General features: G+C 70.3%; 20 protein-coding genes. 10 read left to right on the top strand and 10 right to left on the bottom strand.

The genetic code is table 11. The features are described 5' to 3' along the window. The first annotated feature begins 104 nt into the window (after positions 1-104). Entirely contained in the window at positions 105-1,502 is a 1,398-nt protein-coding gene (locus FHY02_RS10055; RefSeq protein WP_183921793.1) for a Gfo/Idh/MocA family protein, read from the top strand. A gap of 200 nt (positions 1,503-1,702) precedes the next feature. Here FHY02_RS10055 and FHY02_RS10050 read toward each other — a convergent pair whose 3' ends face one another. The 7 genes from FHY02_RS10050 to sppA all read right to left on the bottom strand — a co-directional run bounded on the left by FHY02_RS10050 (position 1,703) and on the right by sppA (position 10,086). After that, positions 1,703-2,008 carry a helix-turn-helix domain-containing protein gene (locus FHY02_RS10050; protein WP_183921792.1) on the bottom strand — a complete coding sequence of 102 codons (306 nt, stop codon included), beginning with the start codon at positions 2,006-2,008 and terminating at the stop codon, positions 1,703-1,705. Positions 2,009-2,156: 148 nt separating this feature from the next. Further along, a complete protein-coding gene (locus FHY02_RS10045; protein WP_183921791.1) occupies positions 2,157-2,339 on the bottom strand; it encodes a YbdD/YjiX family protein in 183 nt (60 codons plus the stop codon). After that, entirely contained in the window at positions 2,336-4,384 is a 2,049-nt protein-coding gene (locus FHY02_RS10040; protein WP_183921790.1) for a carbon starvation CstA family protein, read from the bottom strand. Before FHY02_RS10040 ends, FHY02_RS10045 begins: the two co-directional genes overlap by 4 nt. Before the next feature lie 70 nt (positions 4,385-4,454). Then, complete coding sequence (locus FHY02_RS10035; protein ID WP_183921789.1) at positions 4,455-6,794, bottom strand: TonB-dependent receptor; 2,340 nt, start codon at positions 6,792-6,794, stop codon at positions 4,455-4,457. A 227-nt stretch (positions 6,795-7,021) separates the two neighbouring features. Beyond that, positions 7,022-7,465 carry a DUF805 domain-containing protein gene (locus FHY02_RS10030; protein WP_183921788.1) on the bottom strand — a complete coding sequence of 148 codons (444 nt, stop codon included), beginning with the start codon at positions 7,463-7,465 and terminating at the stop codon, positions 7,022-7,024. Between the two features lie 162 nt (positions 7,466-7,627). Beyond that, complete coding sequence (locus FHY02_RS10025; RefSeq protein ID WP_183921787.1) at positions 7,628-8,209, bottom strand: GNAT family N-acetyltransferase; 582 nt, start codon at positions 8,207-8,209, stop codon at positions 7,628-7,630. Beyond that, positions 8,209-10,086, bottom strand: coding sequence for a signal peptide peptidase SppA (gene sppA / locus FHY02_RS10020; protein WP_183921786.1), 1,878 nt, complete (start codon positions 10,084-10,086; stop codon positions 8,209-8,211). The genes FHY02_RS10025 and sppA overlap by 1 nt, the downstream gene beginning before the upstream one ends. A 369-nt stretch (positions 10,087-10,455) precedes the next feature. Between sppA and FHY02_RS10015 the strand changes: the two genes are divergently transcribed. The 4 genes from FHY02_RS10015 to groL all read left to right on the top strand — a co-directional run bounded on the left by FHY02_RS10015 (position 10,456) and on the right by groL (position 17,223). Continuing rightward, positions 10,456-13,446 (top strand): TonB-dependent receptor domain-containing protein, encoded by a 2,991-nt coding sequence (locus tag FHY02_RS10015; protein WP_183921785.1) that lies wholly within the window; start codon positions 10,456-10,458, stop codon positions 13,444-13,446. Positions 13,447-13,691: 245 nt separating this feature from the next. Next, positions 13,692-15,107 (top strand): MATE family efflux transporter, encoded by a 1,416-nt coding sequence (locus FHY02_RS10010; protein ID WP_183921784.1) that lies wholly within the window; start codon positions 13,692-13,694, stop codon positions 15,105-15,107. 129 nt (positions 15,108-15,236) lie between these two features. Continuing rightward, positions 15,237-15,524 (top strand): co-chaperone GroES, encoded by a 288-nt coding sequence (gene groES, locus FHY02_RS10005; RefSeq protein WP_132909544.1) that lies wholly within the window; start codon positions 15,237-15,239, stop codon positions 15,522-15,524. A gap of 55 nt (positions 15,525-15,579) precedes the next feature. Beyond that, entirely contained in the window at positions 15,580-17,223 is a 1,644-nt protein-coding gene (groL, locus tag FHY02_RS10000) for a chaperonin GroEL (RefSeq protein ID WP_183921783.1), read from the top strand. 280 nt (positions 17,224-17,503) lie between these two features. On the opposite strand, the gene FHY02_RS09995 is transcribed toward groL, so the two are convergent. Next, positions 17,504-18,319 (bottom strand): LD-carboxypeptidase, encoded by an 816-nt coding sequence (locus FHY02_RS09995; protein WP_183921782.1) that lies wholly within the window; start codon positions 18,317-18,319, stop codon positions 17,504-17,506. 52 nt (positions 18,320-18,371) lie between these two features. Between FHY02_RS09995 and FHY02_RS22995 the strand changes: the two genes are divergently transcribed. The 4 genes from FHY02_RS22995 (at position 18,372) to FHY02_RS09980 (ending at position 21,278) form a co-directional block, all read left to right on the top strand. Beyond that, entirely contained in the window at positions 18,372-18,500 is a 129-nt protein-coding gene (locus FHY02_RS22995) for a hypothetical protein (RefSeq protein WP_260158625.1), read from the top strand. Between the two features lie 359 nt (positions 18,501-18,859). Next, on the top strand, positions 18,860-19,288 hold the full coding sequence (locus FHY02_RS09990) for a hypothetical protein (RefSeq protein WP_183921781.1): 429 nt from the start codon (positions 18,860-18,862) through the stop codon (positions 19,286-19,288). Positions 19,289-19,323: 35 nt separating this feature from the next. Then, entirely contained in the window at positions 19,324-19,791 is a 468-nt protein-coding gene (locus FHY02_RS09985) for a hypothetical protein (protein WP_183921780.1), read from the top strand. 68 nt (positions 19,792-19,859) lie between these two features. Next, positions 19,860-21,278, top strand: coding sequence for a glutamate ligase domain-containing protein (locus FHY02_RS09980; protein WP_183921779.1), 1,419 nt, complete (start codon positions 19,860-19,862; stop codon positions 21,276-21,278). Between the two features lie 141 nt (positions 21,279-21,419). On the opposite strand, the gene FHY02_RS09975 is transcribed toward FHY02_RS09980, so the two are convergent. Next, positions 21,420-22,370 (bottom strand): hypothetical protein, encoded by a 951-nt coding sequence (locus tag FHY02_RS09975; protein WP_183921778.1) that lies wholly within the window; start codon positions 22,368-22,370, stop codon positions 21,420-21,422. Positions 22,371-22,416: 46 nt separating this feature from the next. Between FHY02_RS09975 and FHY02_RS09970 the strand changes: the two genes are divergently transcribed. Further along, a complete protein-coding gene (locus tag FHY02_RS09970) occupies positions 22,417-23,406 on the top strand; it encodes a TauD/TfdA family dioxygenase (protein ID WP_183921777.1) in 990 nt (329 codons plus the stop codon). A 142-nt stretch (positions 23,407-23,548) separates the two neighbouring features. On the opposite strand, the gene FHY02_RS09965 is transcribed toward FHY02_RS09970, so the two are convergent. Then, entirely contained in the window at positions 23,549-24,379 is an 831-nt protein-coding gene (locus FHY02_RS09965) for an arylamine N-acetyltransferase (protein WP_183921776.1), read from the bottom strand. Between the last annotated feature and the right edge of the window lie 57 nt (positions 24,380-24,436).

Here is a 24,436-nt window from a genome sequence, read left to right as displayed (position 1 = left end):
GATAATTGCTTTCGAATGGCGCGACTCTCGGAGCTCAGCCCGGAGCGCGGGACGAAGGCGGTGAGCGCGCAAGCCTCTGCAACGACGCACGCGAAGGAGAGACGATGACGATCAGCGAGGGGATCAGCCGCCGCACGTGGCTGGCCGGGGCGGCGGCCACGGCGATGGCAGGGGCGCTGCCGGGCGTCGCGCAGGCGGCGCGGCGCCGCAAGGCGGGCGACAAGATCAACATCGCGGTGATCGGCGCGGGCGGCATGGGCGCCGCCAACGCCTCGCGGCTGACCGGCGAGAATATCGTCGCCGCGTGCGACGTCGATTTCGACCATGTCGCCAAGTCGCTGCTCGGCCGCGACGGCAACACCAACCCCGAGCGCGTCGCGCTGCGCGCCGCCTATGACAAGGCCGAGCATTTCAGCGACTATCGCAAGCTGTTCGACAAGCGGAAGGACATCGAGGCGGTCCTGATCGCCACGCCCGACCACCATCACGCGGTCGCGGCCAAGATGGCGATGGAGCGCGGGCTCCACGTCTATGTCCAGAAGCCGCTGACCTATACGGTCGCGGAGAGTCGCATGCTGGCCGAGCTGGCGCGCAAGAACCCCAAGCTGGTCACGCAGATGGGCAACCAGGGCCACTCGGGCGACGACGGTCGCCGCGTGGTCGAGCTGCTGCGCGGCGGCGCCATCGGCAACGTGCGCGAGGTCCATGCCTGGACCAACCGCCCGATCTGGCCGCAGGGCATCGCGCGCCCCGATCCGGTGGCCAAGCCCGCCAGCCTCGACTGGGACCTGTGGCTCGGGCCGGCCTCGGTCGACTGGGGCTACAACCCTGATTACGCCCACTTCAATTGGCGTGGGTGGACCCCGTTCGGTACCGGCGCGCTGGGCGACATGGGCGCGCACCTGCTCGACTTCCCGGTGTGGGCGCTCGAGCCCGGCCTGCCGACGCGGGTGGAGACGCGCCACTCGCGCTGGGCGTCGCGCGACCAGCCGGCGCAGCCGGGCAGCTGGCCGCTGGCGGGGCTGACCTTCTTCGAGTTCGGCAACGCCAAGGGCGGGCCGATCAAGCTCACCTGGTACGACGGCGGGCTGATGCCCCCGACGCCGCACGACCTGCCCGCCGAGGTGACGATGACGCCCGACGGCGGCGTGCTCTACGTCGGCGACCAGGGCATGCTGATGCACGAGACCTATGGCGAGAAGCCGGTGGTGTTCGGCGCCGGCGCGGCCGAGCGCGCCGCGGCAGTGCCGCGCTCGCTGCCGCGGATCGAGGGCGGGCTGCAGGGGCACGAGCGCAACTGGCTCGCTGCGATCCGCGGCGAGACGCAGGCGTCGTGCCCGTTCGCTTATGCCACCACGCTCAACGAGACGATGCTCCTGGGCATGGTTGCGCTGCGTGCCGGTCGGCCGATCACGTACGACGGCAACGCCGCTCGGATCACCGACGCGGCGGAGGCGAACACGCTGCTGACGCGTGACTATCGGAGCGGGTGGACGATCTGAGGGGGGGGGAGTGGGCCTCGCCGGAAAGACCGTTGAACAATCCTCCCCTGGAAGGGGAGGTGGCAGGCCGAAGGCCTGACGGAAGGGTGACGCCGTTGGTGAGTCCAGCGCGCTTCGCCGACGGCGACACCCCTCCGTCGCGCTACGCGCGCCACCTCCCCTTCCAGGGGAGGATCTATTCTCGCTCCCTCACGTCGCCCTCACGATGCCTGCGCCGCGCCGGGGACGAGGTACCACGCCCCGTCCACCAGGATCACGCGCGACGCCGCGCCGTCGCGCCCGTCCACCGCGCGTGGCGCGCCCGCCGCGGTGACGCGACGGCGCGGCACGCGCTCGGTCAGGAGGATATCGTACGACTTGATCAGCCGGTAGAGCGTGGTTCGCCCGATGCGCAGCCGCTGCGCCGCATGGGTCAGATTGTTATCGGTGGCGAGCAGCGCCGCCAGGATCGCGTCGCGCTGTGCCGCGGCCATCGTGCCGCTGATCTGCCAGTCCGGAACACTCATTCGAGCACCTGTCACCGCACCGGAACGGCCCCATGGGGCGCGTCTATAGCCGGCCATCAGGTTAAGCCGTGCCATACGTCAGATCAACGCGCTATTAATCACCATTTCACGTGAAGTTCAGGTCTGGGGGGCGGAGGCGAGCCGCCCCTCAGCAGCAGCGACCACCGCCGCCGCGGTAGCGCGCCGCCTCGCGCTCGCGGAAGAACTGCGCGCGCGTCATCGCCTCGCGCCCGGGATGATGCTCGGCGAGGTGGCGTCGATAGGCGTCATAGTCGGGCTGGCCGACCATCAGCCGTGCGGTCTGCGCCAGCCGGCGCCACAGCGCGCTCACGCGGTCGCTCCCGCCGGCGGGATCTCGCTGACGCTCGGCCGGTCGAGCCGCCGTACCGCCAGGCAGGTGCGCACCGCGTAGACCAGGATCGCCGCCACCACCGCGAGGAACAGCGCGCACAGCGCCGCGTCGATCCGGTCGTTGAGCACGATCCGGTGCATCTCGGCGAGCGTCTTGGCGGGCTTGAGCACCTCGCCCCGCGCGGCGGCGACGGCGAAGCGGCGCGCGTGCGCCAGGAAGCCGATCGCGGGATCGGGGTGCGCCAGCTTCATCAGACCGGCGGTGCCGGTGCACAGCACCAGCCAGGTCGCGGGCAGCACCGTCACCGCGGCGTAGCGCGCGCGTTTCATGCGGAACAGCACCACGGTGGCGAGCAGCAGCGCCACCGCGGCGAGCATCTGGTTGGAGATGCCGAACAGCGGCCACAAGGTGTTCACTCCGCCGAGCGGGTCGGTCACCCCCTGGTAGAGGAAGAAGCCCCAGGCGCCGACGCACAGCAGCGTCGCGACCAGCCCGGGCACGAAGCCGCGCGTATCCCCGAAGCGCGGCACCGCCAGCGCGAGCAGGTCCTGCAGCATGAAGCGTCCTGCGCGCGTGCCCGCATCGACCGCGGTGAGGATGAACAGCGCCTCGAACAGGATCGCGAAATGATACCAGAAGGCCTTCATCGCGGGGCCGCCGATCGCGTGCGAGAAGATCTCGGCCATCGCCACCGCCAGCGTCGGCGCGCCGCCGGCGCGGCTGATGATCGTGGTCTCACCGACCTGGCGCGCGGTCTCGGTCAGCGTCTCGGGCGATACGGGGAAGCCCATCGCGGTCACCGCCGCGGCGGCGGTGGCGGGATCGCCCGCGGTGATCGCGGCGGGGGCGTTCATCGCGAAATAGATGCCGGGATCGAGGATGCACGCCGCGACCAGCGCCATGATCGCCACCGCGCTCTCCATCAGCATCGCGCCATAGCCGATGAAGGCGGCGTCGCCCTCGCTCGCGATCAGCTTGGGCGTGGTGCCACTGGCGATCAGCGCGTGGAAGCCCGACACCGCGCCGCACGCGATGGTGATGAACAGGAAGGGGAACAGCGGCCCGGCCCAGACCGGCCCGCGGCCCGTGGCGGCGAAGTCGGTGAGCGCGGGCATGCGCAGCGGTGGCGCCAGCAGCACGATGCCGACCGCCAGCGCCGCGATCGCGCCGATCTTGAGGAAGGTCGAGAGATAGTCGCGCGGCGCGAGCAGCAGCCACACCGGCAGCAGCGACGCCACCGCGCCGTAGCCGATCAGCCCGACGCACAGCGCCACCGGCGTGAGCGTGAACCACGGCGCGAGGCTCGCGCTCGCCGCGACCGACTGGCCGAGCAGGATCGCCGCGACGAGCCCGACGACGCCGATCACCGACACCTCGCCGATCGCGCCCGGTCGCAGCCAGCGCGTGTAGCCACCCATCACCATGGCGAGCGGCACGGTGGCGACCACGGTGAACAGCCCCCAGGGGCTCTCCGCCAGCGCGCGCACCACGATCAGCGCGAGCACCGCGAGGATGATCACCATGATCATGAAGGCGCCGACGAGCGCGATCGTGCCCGGCACCGCGCCCATCTCCATTCGGATCAGCTCGCCGAGCGAGCGCCCGTCGCGCCGCATCGAGATGAACAGCACCATGAAGTCCTGCACCGCGCCGGCCAGCACCACGCCGGCGAGGATCCACAGGGTCCCCGGCAGATAGCCCATCTGCGCGGCGAGCACCGGCCCGACCAGCGGCCCCGCGCCCGCGATCGCCGCGAAATGGTGGCCGAAGAGCACGCGCCGGTCGGTCGCGACATAGTCGAGCCCGTCGGCGCGGCGCACGGCCGGCGTGGCGCGCGCCGGGTCGACCGCGACGACGACGCGCGCGATGTAGCGGGCGTAATAGCGGTAGGCGACGAGGTACACGCAGAACGCCGCGGCGACGATCCACAGCGCGTTGACCGGCTCGCCGCGCACCGACGCGACCACGCCGAGGCAGGCGGCGCCGGTGAGCGCGAGCAGGATCCATGGTAGGTGCCTGGTCATCGTCGCTCGCTCCCCGCTCTCACGCTCCCGCTATGCGCGCTCAGGCCCGGCGCGATCAACGGGGCACGTGTCAGAAGCGCAGCCCCAGTTCCAGCCCGATCGTGCGGCGCTCGTTGAAGAAGCCGCCGGTTCCCACCAGCCTGGTATATTCGCGATAGAACAGGTGCTGCTCGTCGAAAAGGTTGCGGCTCCACAGCGCCAGCTCGATCGCAGCGCCGGGCGAGACGGCGACGTCGGTCAGCGCGACGCGGCCATTCACCACCACGTCGGCGGCGCCGCGCGGCTGGCGCCGGTCACGCTCCGGATCGTTGTAGTTGGCGTAGAAGCCCGAGTCGGCGTTGGCATCCAAATGCGCGCGCAGCGTCCCGCCGGGCACGTCGGCGTTATAGTCGAACGCGCCGCTGATCGCGTCGCGCGGCGTGCAGACCGGGTAGAGCCGCACCGGCGTCGTCACCACCAGACCGTCGGTCTGCGGGAACGGGTTGGCGGTCGGCGGGATACCCAGGTCGGTGTGCGCATAAGAGGCGGTGAGCGTCAGCCCCGTCGTCGGTGCGAGCGTGAGATCGGCCTCGGCACCGCGCAGCCGGCCGCGACCGGGGGCGTTGAAGGTCTCGGTGGTGGTACGCGTCGACTCCAGCACGCGACCGGCCTGATCCTTCTGCAGGTACTTGGCGGTGAAATCGACCTGGATGCCGGCGTAGCTGCCGGCATAGACCGCCAGGTTGAGCCGCGCGCGGCGATCGAGCCACTCGCTCTTGGTGCCGAGCTCCCACACCGAGACGCTCTCCGGCGTGAAGGGCGCGTACGTGAGCGAGCGCGAGTTGGCGCCGCCCGAGCGATAGCCGGTGCTCCACTTGGCGTAGGCGTGGAGGTCGGGCCCGGCGTCGGCGGCGAGCGTCACCATCGGGTCGAGGCGCGACCAGCGCGCGTCGAGCCCGCGCGGTGCCACCACGCCGTTGACGCTCGGCGTCCTGTTGTTGACGATGTAGAGGCTGCCCGCCTTGGCGTCGCGCGACCAGCGTAGCCCGCCGGTGAGATGCAGCCACGCGTCGGCCAGCGGCGGCGTCCATGTGGCGTGGCCGAAGGCGCCGAGGCTCTCGGCGGTGACCCGGCTGGCGCGGTCGATCGGCTGCGTCGCGGGCGTCAGCGAGAGCAGGGTGGCGGCGGTGCCCCGCTCGTTCCAGCGCATCGTGTTGAACGCCTGCGCCTGATCGCCGACCCGCTCGCGAAAATAGAGTGCGCCGGCGAGATAGTGGAGCTGCGGCGTCTCGCCGATCAGCTGCACCTCCTGGCTCCACTGGCGCTGATCGAACGCCGCCAGGCTGTAGCGCGCGAAGGCGCTGCGCGGCGCGAACACCGACTTGGTCGCCGAGCCGTTGTCATATTGCGACTGGGTCATGGCACGCGACGCGCTGATCGACTTGAGCTCCAGCCCAGGCGCGGCCTGCCAGTCGAGCGTGAGGCGGTGACCGTGGGTACGGCCGACGCTGTCCTGCTGCGGCACGCCAACGGCGGCGACCCGGACCCGGCGCGGCGTGATCGGCTGCGCCGGCGCCTGCGGCTTCGTGTCGGTGGTGACCGTCTGGTAGTAGAGCGGGGAGGAGCCGTCATAGGCGGTGTCGAACGCATAGTCCGCGCTGAGCCCCTCGACCGGGTGCCACAGCGCCGCGAGGTGCGCGCCGCGGCGGTCGTAGAAGTCGAACGGCGTCTGGCCGGTCAGCGGGTTGCGCACCAGTCCGCCGCGTGCGGTGACGAGCCCGTCGAGCTTCACCGCCACGCCGGCGAGCGCGGGCAGGTCGAGGTGGACCTCGCCGCTGTACGCGCCCGCATCGCCGATCCCCGCGCCGGCGCGCAGCCCCAGTTCGCCGCTCGGCGCGCGGGTGACGATGTTGACCGCGCCGCCCTCGGTGTTGCGGCCGAACAGCGTACCCTGCGGCCCGTTTAGCACCTCCAGGCTGGCGACGTCGTACAAAGCGGTGCCGAGACCCTGCGCGCGGCCGAGATAGACGCCGTCGACATAGACGCCGACGCCCTGGTCGCGCGCGGGCTGGTTGCTGTCGGCGAGCACGCCGACGCCGCGTATGTTCACGATCAGCGCAGAAGTGCGCGAGTAGAAGGGCGCGACCCGCAGCGACGGGATCGCGCCGTCGCGCAGGTCGCCGAGCGACTGGACGTGGCGATCGCGCAGCGCGGTCGAGTCGAGCACCGACACCGCGATGGGGGTTTCTTGCAGGTCGGTGCGGCGGCGCTGCGCGGTCACGATCACCTCGCCGAGCGCGGGGGCGGGGTCGGTCGCGGTATCGCCGGTGGGTAAAGGAGCGGGCGGCAGCGTCTGCGCCGCGGCGGGCGCGCAGAGCAGGGCCCCGGCGATCGACAGGAGAAAGGCATCGTAACGGTAGAAGATGGTCATGGTCCACACCCCGGTTGCCGGCGCGGGAGCTAGGCCTGCTCGGCGACAGTCGGGTGACCGGGCGAGGCGGTTCGCCGTTTTGGGTTATCCGCTCTGCTCGGGCGGGCATGGCCCGCGCAGCTCGTGCCCTGCAGAGGTTGGGGCCTGGGTGGGAAACGGTAGCGACCTGAGCCCCGACCTCGCCGTATCGCGGTTTAGGCCTCCGCCGGGGCACGAGGCTGTTGTCCTCAGGTCACCGCGGCTGCCGCGGCCGCGCGGAGCGGCTCGGGCGCGCTGTCCGGCGCAGGCGCGGCGCGCTCCGATCCGCGCGGGTCGGCGCCGTGGCGGTTGGGGCCGCGCGTGCCCGGCAGCAGCAGCAGCAGCGGGGCCACGACCGGGACAAGCAGCCACCAGCCCGAGCGATCGGCGTCATGCAACCGGCGCGCGTGCACCGCGACGCCCGGCGCGGCACCGAACAGCAGCACGAAGCCCAGCGCCGCGAGCAGCACGCCGCCTCGCGCCATCTCGGGGCGCAGGTCGAGCGCGCCGAGCCAGGGCGCGGCGAGATCGGGCGCGTGCCAGGCGAGCGCCAGCGCGGCGAGCAGCGTGAGGTCGAAACCGAACAGCTCGCGCCGCGTCGCGCGCCCGGCGAGCTCGCCGTAGAGCCGCCACGGCCGGGTGAGATGCTCCATCGCTCGCCTCCCTCGACGCGCCTGCGCCGTAGGGGAAACTTAGCGTGGCGGCGGGGTAGGGCGGCGATGTCGAGCGGGGCAGTGGCCCGTTCTGGCGGGCGGCGATGGGCGCGGCGCCCGAGCGCGTGAACCGACTCACTCAGCTGTCACACGCCCCGTCGCTCAGTCGCGTCGCACGCCCACGTCGCGGAAGGCGCGCGGCTCGATCGGCGGGATGGCCGACTCGTTGAGCGCGCACTGCCACAAACCGACGTCGATCCAGCGTCCCTGCTTGTAGCCGACCTCGCGGTACACGCCGGCACGTCGGAAGCCGACCGCCTCGTGCAGCGTGATCGAGGCGTCGTTGGGCAGCGCGATCACACCGATCGCCTGGGTGAAACCCTGCGCGCGCAGTGTGTCGACCAGCGCCTCGTACAGCAACCGGCCGACGCCCTGCCGCTGCGTCGCGCCGGCGGCGTAGATCGAGGTCTCGACGACGTAGCGATAGGCCGGACGGTCGCGGAAGCGCGTGGCATAAGCGTAGGCGAGCAGCCCGCGCTCGCCGCCGTCCTCGCCGCGCGAGACCGCGACCATCCAGGGGTAATAGCCGTCCCACTCGAGGATGCGGTCGCGCATCGCCGCGGCGTCAGGCGCCTCGCTCTCGAACGAGACCGTACCCTGCAGCACATAGGGCGCGTAGATCGCGGCGATCGCGGCGGCGTCGTCGGCAGTGGCGGCGCGGATCGCGATCGGGCCGGGCGGCATTACAGCCCCACCTTGGCGAGCACGAGCTGGAGCAAGGTCCGGTCCGCCGCGCTGGCGCGCACCGGGCCGAGCCCGGCGCACTCGAGGCATTGCGCGCGCACGGTCGCGCCGGTCAGCATCCGCTGCGCGTCGCCGAGCGCGACCGCGAACGCCTGCTGACGCTGCCACGCCAGCTGGCCGACCGCGTCGGCGGGAGCGCCGGCGTCGTCGTCGTCCTCCTGGCTGGCCAGCTGCTGCGCGATCTGCGCGGCGAAGCCCGGTTTCTTGTCGAGATAGACCACCGGCGGCTTGTCCTGGTCGAGCTTGGCGCGACGCGCCGCCTCCCTCACCGCGGCGTCGAGCCCGCCGAACCGGTCGACCAGCTTGAGCTGGTGCGCGATCCCGCCGACCCACACGCGACCCTGGCCGATCTCGTTGACCCGCTCGACGGGCAGCCGGCGCGACTGCGACACGCGCGTCAGGAACTCGCGATAGCCGTGCTCGATGCCCGACTGCACCACCGCGTCGAGCTGCGGCGTGGTGCCGGCGAGCAGGTCGGGCTGGCCCGACAGCGGCGTGGTCTTAACTCCGTCCGCCGAGAGGCCGATCTTGGCGAGCGTGTTCTCGAACGTGGGAATGATGCCGAAGATGCCGATCGAGCCGGTGATCGTGCCGGGCTCGGCGAAGATCACGTCGCCCGGGGTCGACACCCAATAGCCGCCCGAGGCGGCGAGCCCGCCCATCGACACCACCACCGGCAGGCCGCGGCGCTTGGCCTCCAGCACCGCCAGCCGGATCTTCTCCGAGGCCAGCACCGACCCGCCCGGCGAGTCGACGCGCAGCACCAAAGCCTTGAGCTTGTTGTCGATCATGCCCTGATAGAGCAGCTTGGCGATCGTGTCGCCCCCGGCGGTGCCGGGCTGCGCCTCGCCGTCGACGATCTCGCCCGCGACGGTGAGCACGCCGATCTGACCGGTCTTGGGCAGCGGCGCGGCGTCGACATAGGGCTGATATTTGATCGTGCGGAACCAGCCCGCGGGCTTGCCGTCGTCGCCGCCGGCGAGTTGCGCGACGCGCCGCCCGAAGGCGACGCGGTCGCCGAGCTTGTCGACCAGCCCGGTGGCGACATTCGCCTGCGCGACGTCGCCCTGCGCCTGCTGGACGAGCTGCGCCGGCTGCGCCAGCCACGGCGCCACCTGCGCCTTGGGCCGCGCGCTCGCGATCGACTCGCGCCACTGCTGGAAGAGCGTGCCGTACAGCTCCTGGCTGGCGGCGCGCGCCTCCGGGCTCTGGTCGGTGCGGGTATAGGGCTCCACCGCCGACTTGAACTTGCCGACACGATAGACGTGCGCGTTGACCCCGATCTTGTCGAGCAGCCCCTTGTAGTAGAGCTGGCTGCCACCCGGCCCGGCGAAGATCGTGCCGCCCAGCGGGTTCATCCAGATCTCGCTCGCCGCCGAGGCGAGGCGATAGCCCGCGTCGGTATAAGCGGTGGCATAGGCCAGCACCGGCTTGCCCGCCTTGCGCGCGCGCAGCAGCGCGTCCTGCACCTCGCCGAGCGAGGCAGGGTAACCGCCGCCGAACTTGTCGAGATCGAGCACGATCGCCTTGACGCGGTCGTCCCGGGCCGCCGAGTCGATCACGCGCAGCAGGTCGCGCAGGCGATATTGCTTGCCGATCTGCTGGCCGCTGAGCAGCGCGGTGGGCTGGATCTCCTCGGGCTGCTCGACGATCGGGCCGTCCAGCGCGAGCAGCAGCGCGCCGTCCTTGATCGCGCCGGGGCGCGAGCGCGCGTTGAGCGCGGCGAACAGCAGAGCGAAGAACAGCAGCATCGCCGCGAGCACCAGCGCGTCCTTGATGCCCACCAGCAGCTTCCAGGCGCCGCGCACCAGTTTCATCGTGATTATCACCTTCTCGCGGGAGAGTCGCGCGGCGTCCAGCCTAGCCCGGCGTGTATCAAGTGAGCAATACGCTTTGGCTTGCCCAGAACGCCTGACCTCCCAGCTTCGGTCACGCGGAGGAGCGAGCCGGCACCGTCGCGGCCTCGTCTCGGCAGGCACGAGCCGCCACGACCGCGGTCGCGACTGTTCCGGCGCTGCCGCTCGAAAATTTCCCTATCCGATCGGCGCCGCCCGCCATGCCGCTCCTAAGGAGCACTCAAGTCACGGCTTTGCAGTGACGGCGATGTCGCGCCGCAGGCGGGTGAGCATGCGCTGCGGACCAGCAACGGCGCGGCACGCGGGGGTCTACAGGGGCAGAATTCGATGATGTTGGTCAAGTCCGCGCGCACGACGGTATTACATGGCATCTCCACCGTCGCGGTGCTGACCGCGGTCGCCGCCTCCGCACAGACGAAGGACGCCGCGGCGCCGGACATCGACCAGCGGCAGTCCGGAGCGCCCTTCGAGCCGCGCAACGAGATCGTCGTGACGGGTACCCTGTTCCGCGACTCGAACACGACCTTGATCTCGCCGGCCACGGTGCTGACCACGGCGACGCTCGAGCGCGCCAACATCACCACCGCGCAGGAAGCGATCCGCTCGGTGTCGGCCGACGGCGCGGGCTCGATCTCGACCGGCTTTCGCAACGGCTTCTCGGCCGGGGGCGCCGCGGTGTCGCTGCGCGGTCTCGGCGTGTCCTCGACGGTGATACTGATCGACGGGCTGCGCTCGGCCAACTTCCCGCTCAACGACGACGGGCACAACGCCTATGTCGACCTCAACTCGATCCCGCTCAGCACCGTCGACCATATCGAGGTGCTGAAGGACGGCGCCTCCTCCACGTACGGCGCGGACGCGATCGGCGGCGTGGTCAACCTGATCAGCCGGAAGAACGTCCAGGGCATCGACGGTTCGGTCCAGGCCGGCACCACCGCGCACGGCGACGGCTCGCATTATCGCGCCACGCTGACCGCGGGGTTCGGCGACTACAAGGAGCAGGGCTTCAACTTCTACCTCAACGGCGAGTACACGTCCGACGGTTTCATCACCAATCACTCGCGCGGTTATCCTTTCAACACGCTCGATCTCCGTCCGAGCGGCCTGGCCGATCGCAACCGCAACGACGACTCTTTGACTGCCGCGAACCCCCAGGCGGTGGTCACGCGGGTGACGCAGAGCGATCTCAACGATCCGCTCACCGGCCGGGCCGGAGCGCCGCCCACCAAACAATATCAGCTGCTCGATCCGAACGGCTGCCCGCACGGTACCTTCACCTCGACCGAGAAGGACGCGCAGGGCGTCGGCTGCGCGCACAACCTCGTCGACGATTATTCCATCATCCAACCGCGCCAGCAGCGTTACTCGACCACCGGCCGGCTCACCGCGCGGCTGGGCGATCGGCTCGAGCTGTTCGCGAGCGGCAGCTATTCGCACTCTGACCTGAGCATCACCGGCGCGCCGTCCGCGATCCGCCAGATCCAGCCGTTCGGCGGCTCCCCCACGATCGCGTCGAACAATCCGGGGATCGTGCTGCCGGTCTATGTCTGCGCGGCCGGGGTGAACTGCGCCGTCGCGGCCGACCGGAGGCTGAACCCGAACAATCCCTACGCCGCCGCTTATGCCGACCACCCCGGCGAGGGGGCCGCGCGCATCTATTACCTGTTCGGCGACATCCCGGGCGCGAGCGAGCGCTACGTCGACGTGTTCCGCGCCACCGCCGGTATCTCGGGGACGTTGGGAGAGGGCCTCAGCTTCCGCCTCAACGGCGTCTACGCGCGCGACAATTTCAACCTCACGCAGCATGGTGCGATCAGCATCCGGGGCTTGCTGAGCGCGATCAACACCGGCGCCTATGACTTCGTCCATCCGGAGCAGAACAGCGCGGCGGCGCGGGCGCAGGTCTCGCCCGACCGCATCACGCCGTCCTCCTCGACCGTGGCGACGGTCGGCGGATCGCTCATCAAGGCGGTGACGGCGCTGGGCGGCGGCGACCTCAACGTCGGCGCCGGCTTCCAGCTGCGCCGCGAGACGCTGATGAATCGCAGCCAGAACGCGGACCAGAGCTACTACGGGCTGAACACCTCCTCGGCCCAGGGCCGCCAGACCGTGAGCGCGGGCTTCTTCGAGGTGAACGCACCGTTCACGCGCGGCCTCGATGTCGATCTGTCCGGCCGGTACGACCATTACTCGCAGGGCTACGGTCATTTCTCGCCCAAGCTCGGCGCCAAGCTCACGCCGGTCGAGCCGATCGCGTTTCGCGCCACATACTCGCAGGGATTTCGCGCGCCGACGTTCGCCGAGAACAATCCGCTCAGCAGCTATGCCGGCTTCTCGACCTTCTCTCCGCCGGCGAGCTTCGTCGCGGCGCATGCCGGCAACGCGAGTTATGGCACCAGCTACAGCATCGGCAGCGGGGCGAGGGGCAATCCTGACATCCTGCCGGAGGTCTCGCGGAGTCTTACGTTCGGCACCATCATCAAGCCCGCGCGCTGGCTCGACCTGACCGTCGATTACTATCACATCAAGAAGTCGAACCTGATCGTCAGTGGCCCGCGCCGGAGCGAGGCGATAGCGGCCTATTACAGCCAGCCCAACAAGGCCGCCGGCTGCGATGCGCTTGCCAGGGTGGCCAAGGGATACGCCTGCAACGTCGTCGACGCGCCCGACCCGGCCAACCCCGAGGCCCTGCCGCGTCTGCTCGTGTTCGACGTGCCATACGTCAACGCCAACGACGAGGTGAGCTCGGGCCTCGACGTGCAGGCCAACGCGCGGATCCGGCTGGCGTCCGGCGTCCGCCTGATCGAGCGTCTCGACGCCACCCGCGTGCTCCGGCTCGACCTGGTGACGCCCGATGGCGTGGTGCAGCGTTACGCAGGGACGCTCGGACCATATGAGCTGTCGTCGGGCAGCGGCACGCCGCGGATCCGCGGCAATTGGCAGAACGCGCTGGAGGTCGGCGCCTTCTCGCTCGCGACGACGACCTATTATGTGGGCCGGATCAAGCAGGTCGCGGCCGATCGCATCGCGCCCGTGGGCGGCGTGATCGACCTCTCGTGCCAGCATACGCTGGCACCGATCAACAAGGGCGGTGACGTCGGCACGCAATGCTATGTGCGGCCGTTCCTCTACGTCGACCTGAACGCGGGCGTGACCGTGAACGACCAGCTGCGCTTCTTCCTGAACGTGGAGAACGTCACCGACGCACGCGCGCCGCTCGCGTCGGCGGCCTATGGCAGCAACCCGAACTACCTGAGCAGCTGGCATTATGCCGGGCTGGTCGGGCGCAACTTCAGTGCGGGCGCGAGCGTGCGTTTCTGAGGGCGCGCGGGGGGAGTAGCCGCTGCACGGTAGCGGCCCCGCTTCGAGACGCCACTTCGACGGGCTCAGTGGCTCCTCAGCACGAACGGTGGCGGATCGGTCGCCTTCCGTTCGCGCTGAGGAGAGGCTGAGCTCGCCGAAGCCTCGTCTCGAAGCGCAGCCGCGAGGCTGCCGCCGCGCCCGTCGCCGCGCCCCGGCGAACACCCGCGTGCACCGCGGCACAATCTCCTCTACGGCACGCCGCGATGCATGGTGCCGCCACCCTCCACCCGCTGACCGAGCGGGCGCCCGCCACGTGGCAGCGCGAGCTGCGCGCACTCGCCGCGCTGGCGGGGCCGCTGGTCGGCGCCAACCTGCTCCAGATGGCGGTGTTCGCGATCGACGTCGTGTTCGTCGCGCGGCTCGGGCCGGTCGAGTTCGCCGCCGCCACGCTGGGCGTGTTCCTGTTCAACCTGCTCGCCTTCGCGCTGGTCGGGCTGGTCGGCGCGGCCGAGCCGCTGATCGCTGCCGCGCTCGGGCGCCGCATCGGCGCGGTGCGGCAGGTGCGGCGGTCGTTCCGCATGGCTTTGTGGCTCGCCGCGGCGGGTTCGCTGGTGGTGATCGCGCTGCTCAACCTCGCCGAGCCGATCCTGCGCCTCGCCGGGCAGGACGCCGCGGTGGCGGCGCGCGCGGGCAGCTTCTGCCGCTTGCTCTCGCTCGCCGCGCCCTTCGCGGTGGCGGCGGCGCTGATGCGGCTCACCGCCGCCGCGCTCGGGCGGCCGGGCTGGGCGCTGGTGGTGACCTTGCTCGCGCTCGGCGTCGCGGTCACCGCCAACTGGTGCCTCGTCTTCGGCAACGCCGGCTTCCCCGCGCTAGGGCTGGAGGGCGCCGCGATCGCGAGCCTGCTCACCTCGCTCGCCACCGCGGCGAGCTACGCGGTGATCCTGTCGACCGATCGCCGGCTGCGCCGCTTCCACCTGTTCGGCAATTGGTGGCGCACCGAATGGCCGCGGATGATCGAGATCGCCAAGCTCGGCGCGCCGATCGCGCTCGGCTGGATGGCGGAGGGCGGCCTGTTCGGCGGCGCCGCGCTGCTGATGGGGCTGATCTCGGTCACCGCGATCGACGCGCACGCGGTCGCCCTCAACATCGCCGCGGTCGCCTTCCAGGTCCCGTTCGGGCTGGCGCAGGCGGCGACGATCCGCGTCGGCTTGGCCTATGGCGCCGCCGACCCGCGCTGGGTCGGGCGCGCGGGCGGGGTCGCGATCGTGTCCGGCATCGCGGTGATGGTCGTCAGCGCCTCGATCCTCTGGGCGGTGCCGGGGGTGCTGGTGCGCGCCTATGTCGATCCGGCGCGCGAGGTGGCGGTGGCCGCGCTCGCGGTCGAACTGCTCGGCGTCGCCGCGGTGTTCCAGCTGGTCGACGGCGCGCAGGCGGTCGCCGCCGGCGTGCTGCGCGGCGTGCAGGACACGCGCGTGCCGATGATGATCCAGGTGTTCGGCTATTGGGTGATCGGCTTCGGCATCGCCGCGCTGCTCGGCTTCACCTTTGGCTGGGGCGCGATCGGCATCTGGTGGGGGCTCGCCGCCGGGCTCGGCGTCGTCTCGGCGCTGCTGATCTGGCGCTGGTCGGTGCGCGCGCGGCTCGGCCTGCTGCCTGACCCGGCCGCACGCACGGCCTGACGCACGGTTCCCGAAAAATCGCGCGACCCCGGTTGACCGCCGCGGGCACGCCCCACATATGCGGGGCGCTGGCACTCGCCCCACGGGAGTGCCAAACAACTGTCACATACCTTTAGAGAGGTAAGAGCAATGAACTTTCGTCCGTTGCACGACCGCGTTCTCGTCCGCCGCGTTGAGGCGGAAGAGAAGACGGCCGGCGGGATCATCATCCCGGACACCGCCAAGGAGAAGCCGCAGGAGGGCGAGGTCGTCGCCGCCGGCACCGGTGTCAAGGCCGAGGACGGCAAGGTCACCCCGCTCGACGTCAAGGCCGGCGACCGCATCCTGTTCGGCAAGTGGTCGGGCACCGAGGTCAAGGTCAACGGCGAGGACCTGCTGATCATGAAGGAGTCGGACATCCTCGGCGTCATCGCCTGAGACCGTTCCGGCAACTAAACGTTATCAACAATCGTTCATCTGAAAGGGTAGCCACATGGCAGCCAAGGACGTGAAATTCGGCCGCGACGCGCGCGAGCGCATCCTGCGCGGCGTCGACATCCTCGCCGACGCGGTGAAGGTCACGCTGGGGCCGAAGGGCCGCAACGTCGTGATCGACAAGAGCTTCGGCGCGCCCCGCATCACCAAGGACGGTGTGTCGGTCGCCAAGGAGATCGAGCTCAAGGACAAGTTCGAGAACATGGGCGCGCAGATGGTGCGCGAAGTGGCCTCGAAGACCAACGACATCGCGGGTGACGGCACCACCACCGCCACCGTGCTGGCGCAGGCGATCGTCCGCGAGGGCATGAAGTCGGTCGCGGCCGGCATGAACCCGATGGACCTGAAGCGCGGCATCGACCTGGCGGTGACCAAGGTCGTCGCCGATCTCCAGGCGCGCTCCAAGCCCGTCTCGGGCTCGCAGGAAGTCGCGCAGGTCGGCATCATCTCGGCCAACGGCGACCGTGAGGTCGGCGAGAAGATCGCCGAGGCGATGGAGAAGGTCGGCAAGGAAGGTGTCATCACCGTCGAGGAGGCCAAGGGCCTCGAGTTCGAGCTGGACGTCGTCGAGGGCATGCAGTTCGACCGCGGCTATCTGTCGCCGTACTTCATCACCAACCCGGAGAAGATGTCGGTCGAGCTCAACGACCCGTACATCCTGATCCACGAGAAGAAGCTGTCGTCGCTCCAGGCGATGCTGCCGATCCTCGAGGCGGTGGTGCAGTCGGGCCGTCCGCTGCTGATCATCGCCGAGGACATCGAGGGCGAGGCGCTCGCCACGCTCGTGGTGAACAAGCTGCGCGGCGGCCTCAAGGTCGCGGCCGTCAAGGCGCCGGGCTTCGGCGATCGCCGCAAGGCGATGCTCGAGGACATCGCGATCCTGACCAAGGGCGAGGTCGTCAGCGAGGATCTCGGCATCAAGCTCGAGAGCGTCACGCTCGGCATGCTCGGCACCGCCAAGCGCGTGTCGATCGACAAGGACAACACCACCATCGTCGACGGTGCGGGTGATGCCGAGTCGATCAAGGGCCGCACCGAGGCGATCCGCCAGCAGATCGAGGTGACCACCTCGGACTATGACCGCGAGAAGCTCCAGGAGCGCCTGGCCAAGCTGGCCGGCGGCGTGGCGGTGATCAAGGTCGGCGGTTCGACCGAGGTCGAGGTGAAGGAGCGCAAGGATCGCGTCGACGACGCGCTGCATGCGACCCGCGCCGCGGTCGAGGAAGGTATCGTCCCAGGCGGCGGCACCGCGCTGCTGTACGCGACCAAGGCGCTCGACGGTCTCAACGGCGAGAACGACGACCAGACGCGCGGCGTCGACATCGTCCGCAAGTCGCTGACCTCGCTGGTCCGCCAGATTGCGCAGAACGCCGGTCACGACGGTGCGGTGGTCTCGGGCAAGCTGCTCGACGGCAACGACACCTCGCTCGGCTTCAACGCCGCGACCGACACCTACGAGAACCTGGTCCAGGCCGGCGTGATCGACCCGACCAAGGTGGTGCGCACCGCGCTGCAGAACGCCGCGTCGGTGGCGGGCCTGCTGATCACCACCGAGGCGACCGTCTCGGAGCTGCCCGAGGACAAGGCTCCGGCCATGCCCGCCGGCGGCGGCATGGGCGGCATGGGCGGCATGGACTTCTAAGCCGCTGACGGTCCCGCGCCGGCTCAGGCCGGGGCGGGGCCAGTCACGGTCGGTCCGCCGATCCGTCTCGCACGGGACGAGCGACACCCGGGCAGCACGCGCTGCCCGGGTGTTGTCGTATGGGAGGCGTTCGGACCTGGACTCGCGTCACTCACTACCACCCCGGCGCACGCCGGGGTCCAGGTGGGAAGGCTGCCGTCGCACTCTCCGACGTCCGCCAACTGGAGCCCGGCGTGCGCCGGGGTGGTGCTGGTAGGATGGGTGAGCGATCAGCCTACCCTCACGCCACCCCGAACGGCACCACCCGGTTCGTCTGCGTGTGCCCCACCTCGGCGCGGCCGAGATACGGCACCCCCAGCTCGCCGCACCAGCGCGTCATCATCCCGTCGAGCGGCTCGCCCCAGGCGGGGTCGTTCTCCTTCACCGCGGTCACCGCGCCGAGCCGTACGCCCGCCAGGCTGCGCAGCTGGGTGGCGTTGCCGAGCGTGAACAGCATGCGGTCGATCGCGTACATCGCCTCGGACACCTCCTCGACGATCAGCACATGGTCGGCGAGGTCGGGGAGGTAGGGCGTGCCGACCAGCGCGGCGAGGATCGAGAGGTTGAACGCCGCCGCGGGACGGCCGTCGAGCCCCGGCTCCAGCCCGGCGCGGTCGCGCCGCGCGAACCAGCCGAGCGCGCGCGCCACCGTCGCGTCGCCACCGTGGCTCCGGATGTCGCTCGCCATCGGTCCGTGGACCGGATGGCCGATCCGCCGCGCGTAGAGCGCGCCGAGCAGAAAGCCGACGTCGGAATAGCCGAGATAGGTCTTGCGCCGCGCCGCCTCGCCCAGCTGCGGCATGATCGTCGCGAGCAACCGGTTCGAGCCATAGCCGCCGCGCAGGAACCAGATGCCGTCGAAGGCGGGATCGTTGGCGTACTCGAGGAAGGCGGCGGCGCGCACCGCATCCGAGCCGGCGAAATGCCCGTCGTGCGCGTAGCATTGCGGGTGGAAGACCAGATCGATCTCGGGGAAGGCGAGCGCGGCGAAGGCCGAGACCGGCGCGATCACGTCCGGGTTGGCGACGCTGCTCGCCGCCAGCACTCCGATCCGCATCGCGCACACTCCCGCTTGCCACCCGCCCGGTGAAGGCGGATAGCCCGGCGCCATGCATGACGGCAACGTGGCGGACCAGCGTTTCTTTCTGGTGGGTATCGGCGGATCGGGGATGATGCCGCTGGCGATGATCCTGCGCGGGCGCGGCGCGACCGTCGAACGGAAGAGATTATCACTCTGAAAATGCCGTGATGGCGTAGTCAACGGTTTCCTAATCGCAGATATAAGTGAAATCGTCATCCAACAATGTACAATTGCGTCAGCCTCATCAAGTGAGCGAGGCATAGTGATGACTGAGGTAGATACTGCGGAATTGGTGTATCACACAGCCGGAGCCGGTCCGTGTCCGCAGCCAGATGGTCAGCCATGCGAGGAAGGCACCGAGCCCGGGCCCGAGGTCGTGGTCGTCGGGAAGAACCCGCCACCCGCCGCTGACGTCGGCACACCGATCATCATCGGCGGCGGTACACCCACGCCGCCGACATTCAAGTAAGCGGTCGTACATGGTGTCAGCCGGCGAAGAGCGGGTTCGACGACGCAATGAACAAGCTTTATGAAGGCTCGGCAACCGCCAGGCAGGTGATCGACCAGGCGCACTCAAACAACGCAGCCTTTAATCTAATCAGGATTGATACGGCGGATGGTGGCAAACAAGATATGTTTGACACTCAAAACAACACTGTGTCGTGGGATCCCTTTTCTTACCCTAGCTGGGATGAAAATGGAGTGACTAAGTCTGTTCCCGCGGTTCTGGCGCTGGCGCACGAGATATGTCATGCCGCTTTGCCCGGATCTCCCGAAATGGATGCAATCGATAAGGCGAACAAGATTGCCACCGGATATAACGGCTACTTTGGCACTAAGTTTGAGGCAGGCCGAACCACGCATGGTGATGGAAAATATACGAACACTGACTCGATTGCCTCTACAACCTATTCGATCTCGCGGGGGGATCAGAGCTGTGGTTAACCGATCCAAGTAATTAGAACGTTGAAGGACGGCTCATGCTTAATCTTATTGCCGCGCTCCCGCTGGTGTCGTTGGCGCTGACGCAAGGCGGCATCGAAGTCGTGCGCCGTCCTCCCTCGCTTACCCTTCCTACCTGCCGTCTAGGCAAGCAATACAGGCGGGTCGAGCGGCTAAACGCGGCGCCGGCGATTGCGGATGAGTTCGCGCGTCAGCATCTGCGCATCGCGGAGAGGGACGCTCCTTTTCGACTCAACGATGTAGCCGCGGCGACGAGCCCGCCGGAGCGGCAGTTCCTCCGCGCCTATATGGGACGGCACGAGACAATCGTCTGGTATTATCTCGGCGGGCTTGTTGGCGGGGTGCGGGTAGTGCGGCTCATCGGCGACGACCGGTCCGCCCGCGGCGCACGGTGGCATCTCAGCGGTGACATTCTCTTGGGACCACCCTGTGCCGCAACTCGCGCGCTCTTGGCGGGTGTCCGCTCGACCGGACAGCAATTCTGAGCGTCGCACGGCGAAGTCCCGACACTCCCGCTTGCCACCCGCCCGGTGAAGGCGGATAGCCCGGCGCCATGCATGACGGCAACGTGGCGGACCAGCGTTTCTTTCTGGTGGGTATCGGCGGATCGGGGATGATGCCGCTGGCGATGATCCTGCGCGGGCGTGGTGCGACCGTCGCGGGCAGCGACCGCGGGCTCGACCAGGGCCGTGTCCCCGCCAAGTTCGAGGCGCTGCGCGCGCTCGGCATCGATCTCTTCGCGCAGGACGGCAGCGGCGTCACCGCGCCCGAGCAGATCGTGGTCGCCTCCGCCGCGGTGGAGGAAACCGTGGCCGACATGGTCGCGGCGGCGCGGCTCGGCTGCCGGCGGCTGTCGCGCGCCGAGCTCAACGCGCGGCTGTTCAACGCCAGCGCGCTGCCGATCGGCGTGGCGGGGACGAGCGGCAAGTCGACCGTCACCGGCATGATCGCCGCGATCCTCGGCGCTGCCGGGCGCGACCCGACGGTGATGAACGGCGCGGTGATGAAGCATGTCGCGCGCGCCGACCGCCCCTTCGCCAGCGCGCTGGTGGGGCAGGGCGACGCTTATGTGAGCGAGGTCGACGAGAGCGACGGCTCGATCGCGCTCTACGCGCCGCAGGTGGCGGTGCTGAACAACGTCAGCCTCGATCACAAGTCGCTCGACGAGCTCAACGCGCTGTTCGGCGACTTCCTCGTCAAGGCGCACCACGCCGTGGTCAACGCCGACAATGCCGACGCCGCGACGCTGGCGCTGCGCCTGCCGCCCGCGCGCGTGGCTCGCTTCTCGCTGCGCGACGCGGGCGCGGACCTGTACGCCGACGGGGTCGAGGAGGCCCCGTTCGCCGCGCGCTTCACGCTTCACCACCGCGACGAGCGCCGAGCGGTGGCGCTGCAGGTGCCGGGGCGCCACAACGTTGCCAACGCGCTGGCGGCGATCGGCGCGGCGCTGGCGGCGGGGGTCTCGCTCGACGCCGCAGTAGCGGGGGTGCAGCGGTTCGAGGGCCTGCGCCGCCGCTTCGATCTCGTCGGCAGCGCCGCGGGCGTGACGGTGATCGACGACTTCGGGCACAATCCCGACAAGATCGCCGCGACGCTCGACACGCTCCACGCCTTTCCCGGTCGGCTGATCGTGCTGTTCCAGCCGCACGGCTACGGCCCGCTCAAGGTGATGCGCGCCGAGCTGGCGGCGATGTTCGCGGGGCGACTGGCGGCAGACGACCTGCTGGTGCTGCCCGACCCGGTCTACCAGGGCGGCACGGTGACGCGCGAGGTGACCAGCGCCGACGTGGTGCGCGACGTGGGCGTGGCGGGGCGGCAGGCGATCCACATCCCCGATCGCGCGAGCGCTGCGGCGCACTGCGTCGCGGTGGCGCGGCCAGGAGATCGGATCGTGGTGATGGGCGCGCGCGACGACACGCTGTCGCTGCTCGCGGCGGAGATGGTGGCGATGCTGGAAGGGCGGGGCGGCTAGATCCTCCCCGCACGACGGGGAGGGGGACCGCTGCCGCAGGCGAGTGGCTCTCCACCTAGCGCAGCGCTTGTGGAAGCCCCCCTCCACCACGCCGCTTCGCGGCGCGGTCCCCCTCCCCGTGCCGGGGAGGATCTCAGTAGCTTACCCCAGCGCCGCCGCCGCCACCGCGCGCGCGTCCGCCCGGTCGCCCGCGCTCGCCTCCGCCAGCGCCAGCTCCGCCGCGAGCTCGCGCTCCAGCGCCGCCCGGCGGGCCACGCGTGCCGCATTGTCGAAGGCCTGCGCCGGGTTCTTCGAGTAGGTCGCGAACAGCTCTCCCGCCGCCACGTCCTCCAGCCACTTGCCCTCCAGCGGCAGCGCCAGCTGCCGCGCCGCCACCTTCAGCACCTCCCCCGGCGCCGCGAAGAAACGCTCGGCGTCGAGCGAGCGTGCGGTCGGCCATGCCGCCAGCGCCGCCGCGAAGTGGGTCATCTGCGCCGACCACAGCCGCGCCGCGCGCACCGCGTCGGGCGCACCCGCGAGGTCGCCGAGATGCGGCGCCAAGTCGGTTGTGACGCGCCGCAGCCACGCGCGGTGCGTGTCGCTGCGGAGGATCGCGAGCGCATAGTCGCGCAGCGGGAGGTAGAGCAGGATCGCGCGCGCCTCCGGTTGCGCCGCCGCCAGCGCGGGCAGCAGGAAATTGACCGGCACGTTGGCCTTGACCAGCGTCGGCGCGTCGTCGCGATAGCGCCGCCCCAGCATCGCGGTGACCAGCGCCAGCCGAGTCGGATCGAACGCGAGCGCGGTCTGGCGCAGCGCCTGCGGCTCGCGCAGCACCAACCCGCCCTCGACAGAGTCGAGCGCGCGCGCCAGCAGCGTCGAGCCGCAGTGCGCGACATGGAAGATCCAGGCGGTCGCGCGCGGCGGGGGCGGATCGCGCAGCATCGCCACCGGCAGCCGCATCTCCTGCGGCGCCGCCGGGGCGATCCGCGCGTCGAGGAAGATCGAGCGGTGATAGGCGGCGCGGTCCATCGGCACGAACACCGCCGCGTCGCGCTCGAAGCGCTGGAGATAATGGTCGGGCGAGGCGTACAGGTCGGCGAGCGTCAGGGCCATGGCACGCTATAGCGCCGACGGTCGCTCCTCGCTAATCCAGTAAGTTATGCCGGATATCACGCTGCCGGGGCCGGGCCGCCCTCATGTCCTGATCGTGGCCGAGGACGCCGAGCGGCTCGCCGCGCTCGACCGCGACGAGGTCGTCGACCTGTATCGCACGCACGGCGCGCTGCTGTTCCGCGGCTTCGGCGCCGACGTCGACTCGTTCCGCCACTTCGCCAAGCGTTTCTGCCGCACCGCCGTGGTCAACGAGAGTCCCGGCCGCAAGCCGATCGATCCCGCCGCCAACATCCACACCGTCGACGGCGGCACCGGCGCCTTCGCGCTCCACCCCGAGCTGTCGCGCGAGCCGTGGAAGCCCGACGCCGCCTTCTTCGCCTGCCTCTCAGCACCGACCCGCGGCGGGCAGACGACGATCTGCGACGGCGTCGCGCTGGCGCGCGAACTGCCCGAGGCGGTGCGCGCCGGGCTGCTGCACCGCCGGCTGCTGTACATCAAGCCGGTCTGGCCCTCGCTGCTGCGCTACTGGCTCGGCACCGAGACACCGAGCGACTCGCAGCTCGCGGCGCCGCCGTCCGCCTGCCCCTATCAGTTCCGGCGTTTCCCCGACGGCACGATCGTGCGCTTCTTCTCGCGCCCGGCGCTGCACCGGCCGATGTTCGCCGACGCGCCCGCCTTCGGCAATTTCCTGCTGTTCGCGCGCTTCAACAACAACCGGCCGGACCATCCCGTGCTCGACGACGGGCGCCCGGTGCCCGAGGCGTGGCTGCAGGCGATCAAGGCGGTCGGTGACCGGCTGATGGTACCGGTCGAGTGGCGGAACGGCGACGTGCTGATGCTCGACAACACGCGCTTCCTGCACGGCCGCACCGCGATCACCGATCCCGGGGAGCGGCTGATCGCGACCTATTTCGGCTACGTCGATTTCGCGCGGCCCGATCCCGAGGAGCCGGCCGACGCGATCTGGCGCCGCGAGGATTTCGCCCCGCCGCTGCCGCCCGATCACCCGCGGCTGCGCGAGCAGGGGATGCGATAGGGGCGGCGCGAGGGTGGGGCCCGCACTCTCTACCGTCATCCCGGCCTTGAGCCGGGATCCATCGCGCCGCATACACCACCACTGAGGCGCTCGTGGCACCATGGATCCCGGCTCAGGGCCGGGATGACGAGAAAAGCCCCCCTCAGAACAGCCCCAGCGCCGCCACCTCCTCCTTCGCCAGGTCGATCCCGAACATCAGGCTGAGCCGCATGCGATAGACGCGCGGGTCGGTGATCTCGCCCTCGGCGGTGTTGCCGGCGGCGCGGCGGCGGTAGGCGCGGTCGGTCAGCGCGGCGAAGCCGTGCGGCAGCACGATGCTCACCACCGCGCGCTGGGTGAAGCGGCTCGCCGGCGCACTCATCGCCCAGTGGTTGCTCATCGCCAGGTCGCTGTCGTGCACCGCCTCGGTGGTGAAGCTGTATTGCGGCTGCCAGCTCGTGCCTTTCCACCCCGCCGCGGTGCGCCCGTCGGTGCTGACCGGATCGCCGTCGCGCAACAGCAGCCAGCCGCCGTCGTCCTCGCGCGCCAGCCGGAAGCGCGCGCCGTCGGGCGCGGTCGCCTCCTGGTCGGCGACCAGCGGCATCACCGGCGCGTAGCTCGCGCCGAAGCCGGTGTCGGCGATCCACTCGGCGCCGTCGATCGTCACCAGCGACAGCGCGTGGTTGCGCGGCGGGGTCGCCTCGGCGCCGAGCCACACGCGCGCGAGCAGCGGGCGCGCCGTCATCTCCAGGGCGGCGAGCACGTCGAGCAGCAAACGGTTGTGCTCGAAGCAATAGCCGCCGCGGCGCGAGGCGACGAGCTTGGCCGCGACGGAATCGCCGTCGATCGCGATCGCGCGGCCGAGCCGCACGTCGAGATTCTCGAACGGGATGGTGAGCCGGTGCGCGAGCTGGAGCCGCGCCAGCCCCGCGGCGTCGCGGGTGGGGCGCGCCGGCAGCTCGATGCGGGCGAGATAGGCGTCGAGGTCGAACATGCTGCCGCGCTACCTCAGCCGCGCGCGGATGAGAACGGATTTGACCGCAAACCTTTG

It is taken from the genome of Sphingomonas sp. BK069 (genome assembly GCF_014193405.1).
Lineage (GTDB): Bacteria > Pseudomonadota > Alphaproteobacteria > Sphingomonadales > Sphingomonadaceae > Sphingomonas.
This window is presented reverse-complemented; position numbering and strand designations above follow the sequence as displayed.

What these genes read in the sequence shown, in the direction of transcription:
- FHY02_RS10015 (WP_183921785.1), top strand. Translation starts at nt 10,456, where the DNA reads ATGTTGGTCAAGTCCGCGCGCACGACGGTATTACATGGCATCTCCACC.
- FHY02_RS22995 (WP_260158625.1), top strand. Translation starts at nt 18,372, where the DNA reads ATGCATGACGGCAACGTGGCGGACCAGCGTTTCTTTCTGGTGGGTATC.
- FHY02_RS09990 (WP_183921781.1), top strand. Translation starts at nt 18,860, where the DNA reads ATGAACAAGCTTTATGAAGGCTCGGCAACCGCCAGGCAGGTGATCGAC.
- sppA (WP_183921786.1), bottom strand. Translation starts at nt 10,086, where the DNA reads ATGAAACTGGTGCGCGGCGCCTGGAAGCTGCTGGTGGGCATCAAGGAC.
- FHY02_RS09985 (WP_183921780.1), top strand. Translation starts at nt 19,324, where the DNA reads ATGCTTAATCTTATTGCCGCGCTCCCGCTGGTGTCGTTGGCGCTGACG.
- groL (WP_183921783.1), top strand. Translation starts at nt 15,580, where the DNA reads ATGGCAGCCAAGGACGTGAAATTCGGCCGCGACGCGCGCGAGCGCATC.
- FHY02_RS09965 (WP_183921776.1), bottom strand. Translation starts at nt 24,379, where the DNA reads ATGTTCGACCTCGACGCCTATCTCGCCCGCATCGAGCTGCCGGCGCGC.
- FHY02_RS09975 (WP_183921778.1), bottom strand. Translation starts at nt 22,370, where the DNA reads ATGGCCCTGACGCTCGCCGACCTGTACGCCTCGCCCGACCATTATCTC.
- FHY02_RS10030 (WP_183921788.1), bottom strand. Translation starts at nt 7,465, where the DNA reads ATGGAGCATCTCACCCGGCCGTGGCGGCTCTACGGCGAGCTCGCCGGG.
- FHY02_RS10025 (WP_183921787.1), bottom strand. Translation starts at nt 8,209, where the DNA reads ATGCCGCCCGGCCCGATCGCGATCCGCGCCGCCACTGCCGACGACGCC.
- FHY02_RS10040 (WP_183921790.1), bottom strand. Translation starts at nt 4,384, where the DNA reads ATGACCAGGCACCTACCATGGATCCTGCTCGCGCTCACCGGCGCCGCC.
- FHY02_RS10055 (WP_183921793.1), top strand. Translation starts at nt 105, where the DNA reads ATGACGATCAGCGAGGGGATCAGCCGCCGCACGTGGCTGGCCGGGGCG.
- FHY02_RS09995 (WP_183921782.1), bottom strand. Translation starts at nt 18,319, where the DNA reads ATGCGGATCGGAGTGCTGGCGGCGAGCAGCGTCGCCAACCCGGACGTG.
- FHY02_RS10050 (WP_183921792.1), bottom strand. Translation starts at nt 2,008, where the DNA reads ATGAGTGTTCCGGACTGGCAGATCAGCGGCACGATGGCCGCGGCACAG.
- FHY02_RS10010 (WP_183921784.1), top strand. Translation starts at nt 13,692, where the DNA reads ATGCATGGTGCCGCCACCCTCCACCCGCTGACCGAGCGGGCGCCCGCC.
- FHY02_RS10035 (WP_183921789.1), bottom strand. Translation starts at nt 6,794, where the DNA reads ATGACCATCTTCTACCGTTACGATGCCTTTCTCCTGTCGATCGCCGGG.
- groES (WP_132909544.1), top strand. Translation starts at nt 15,237, where the DNA reads ATGAACTTTCGTCCGTTGCACGACCGCGTTCTCGTCCGCCGCGTTGAG.
- FHY02_RS09970 (WP_183921777.1), top strand. Translation starts at nt 22,417, where the DNA reads ATGCCGGATATCACGCTGCCGGGGCCGGGCCGCCCTCATGTCCTGATC.
- FHY02_RS09980 (WP_183921779.1), top strand. Translation starts at nt 19,860, where the DNA reads ATGCATGACGGCAACGTGGCGGACCAGCGTTTCTTTCTGGTGGGTATC.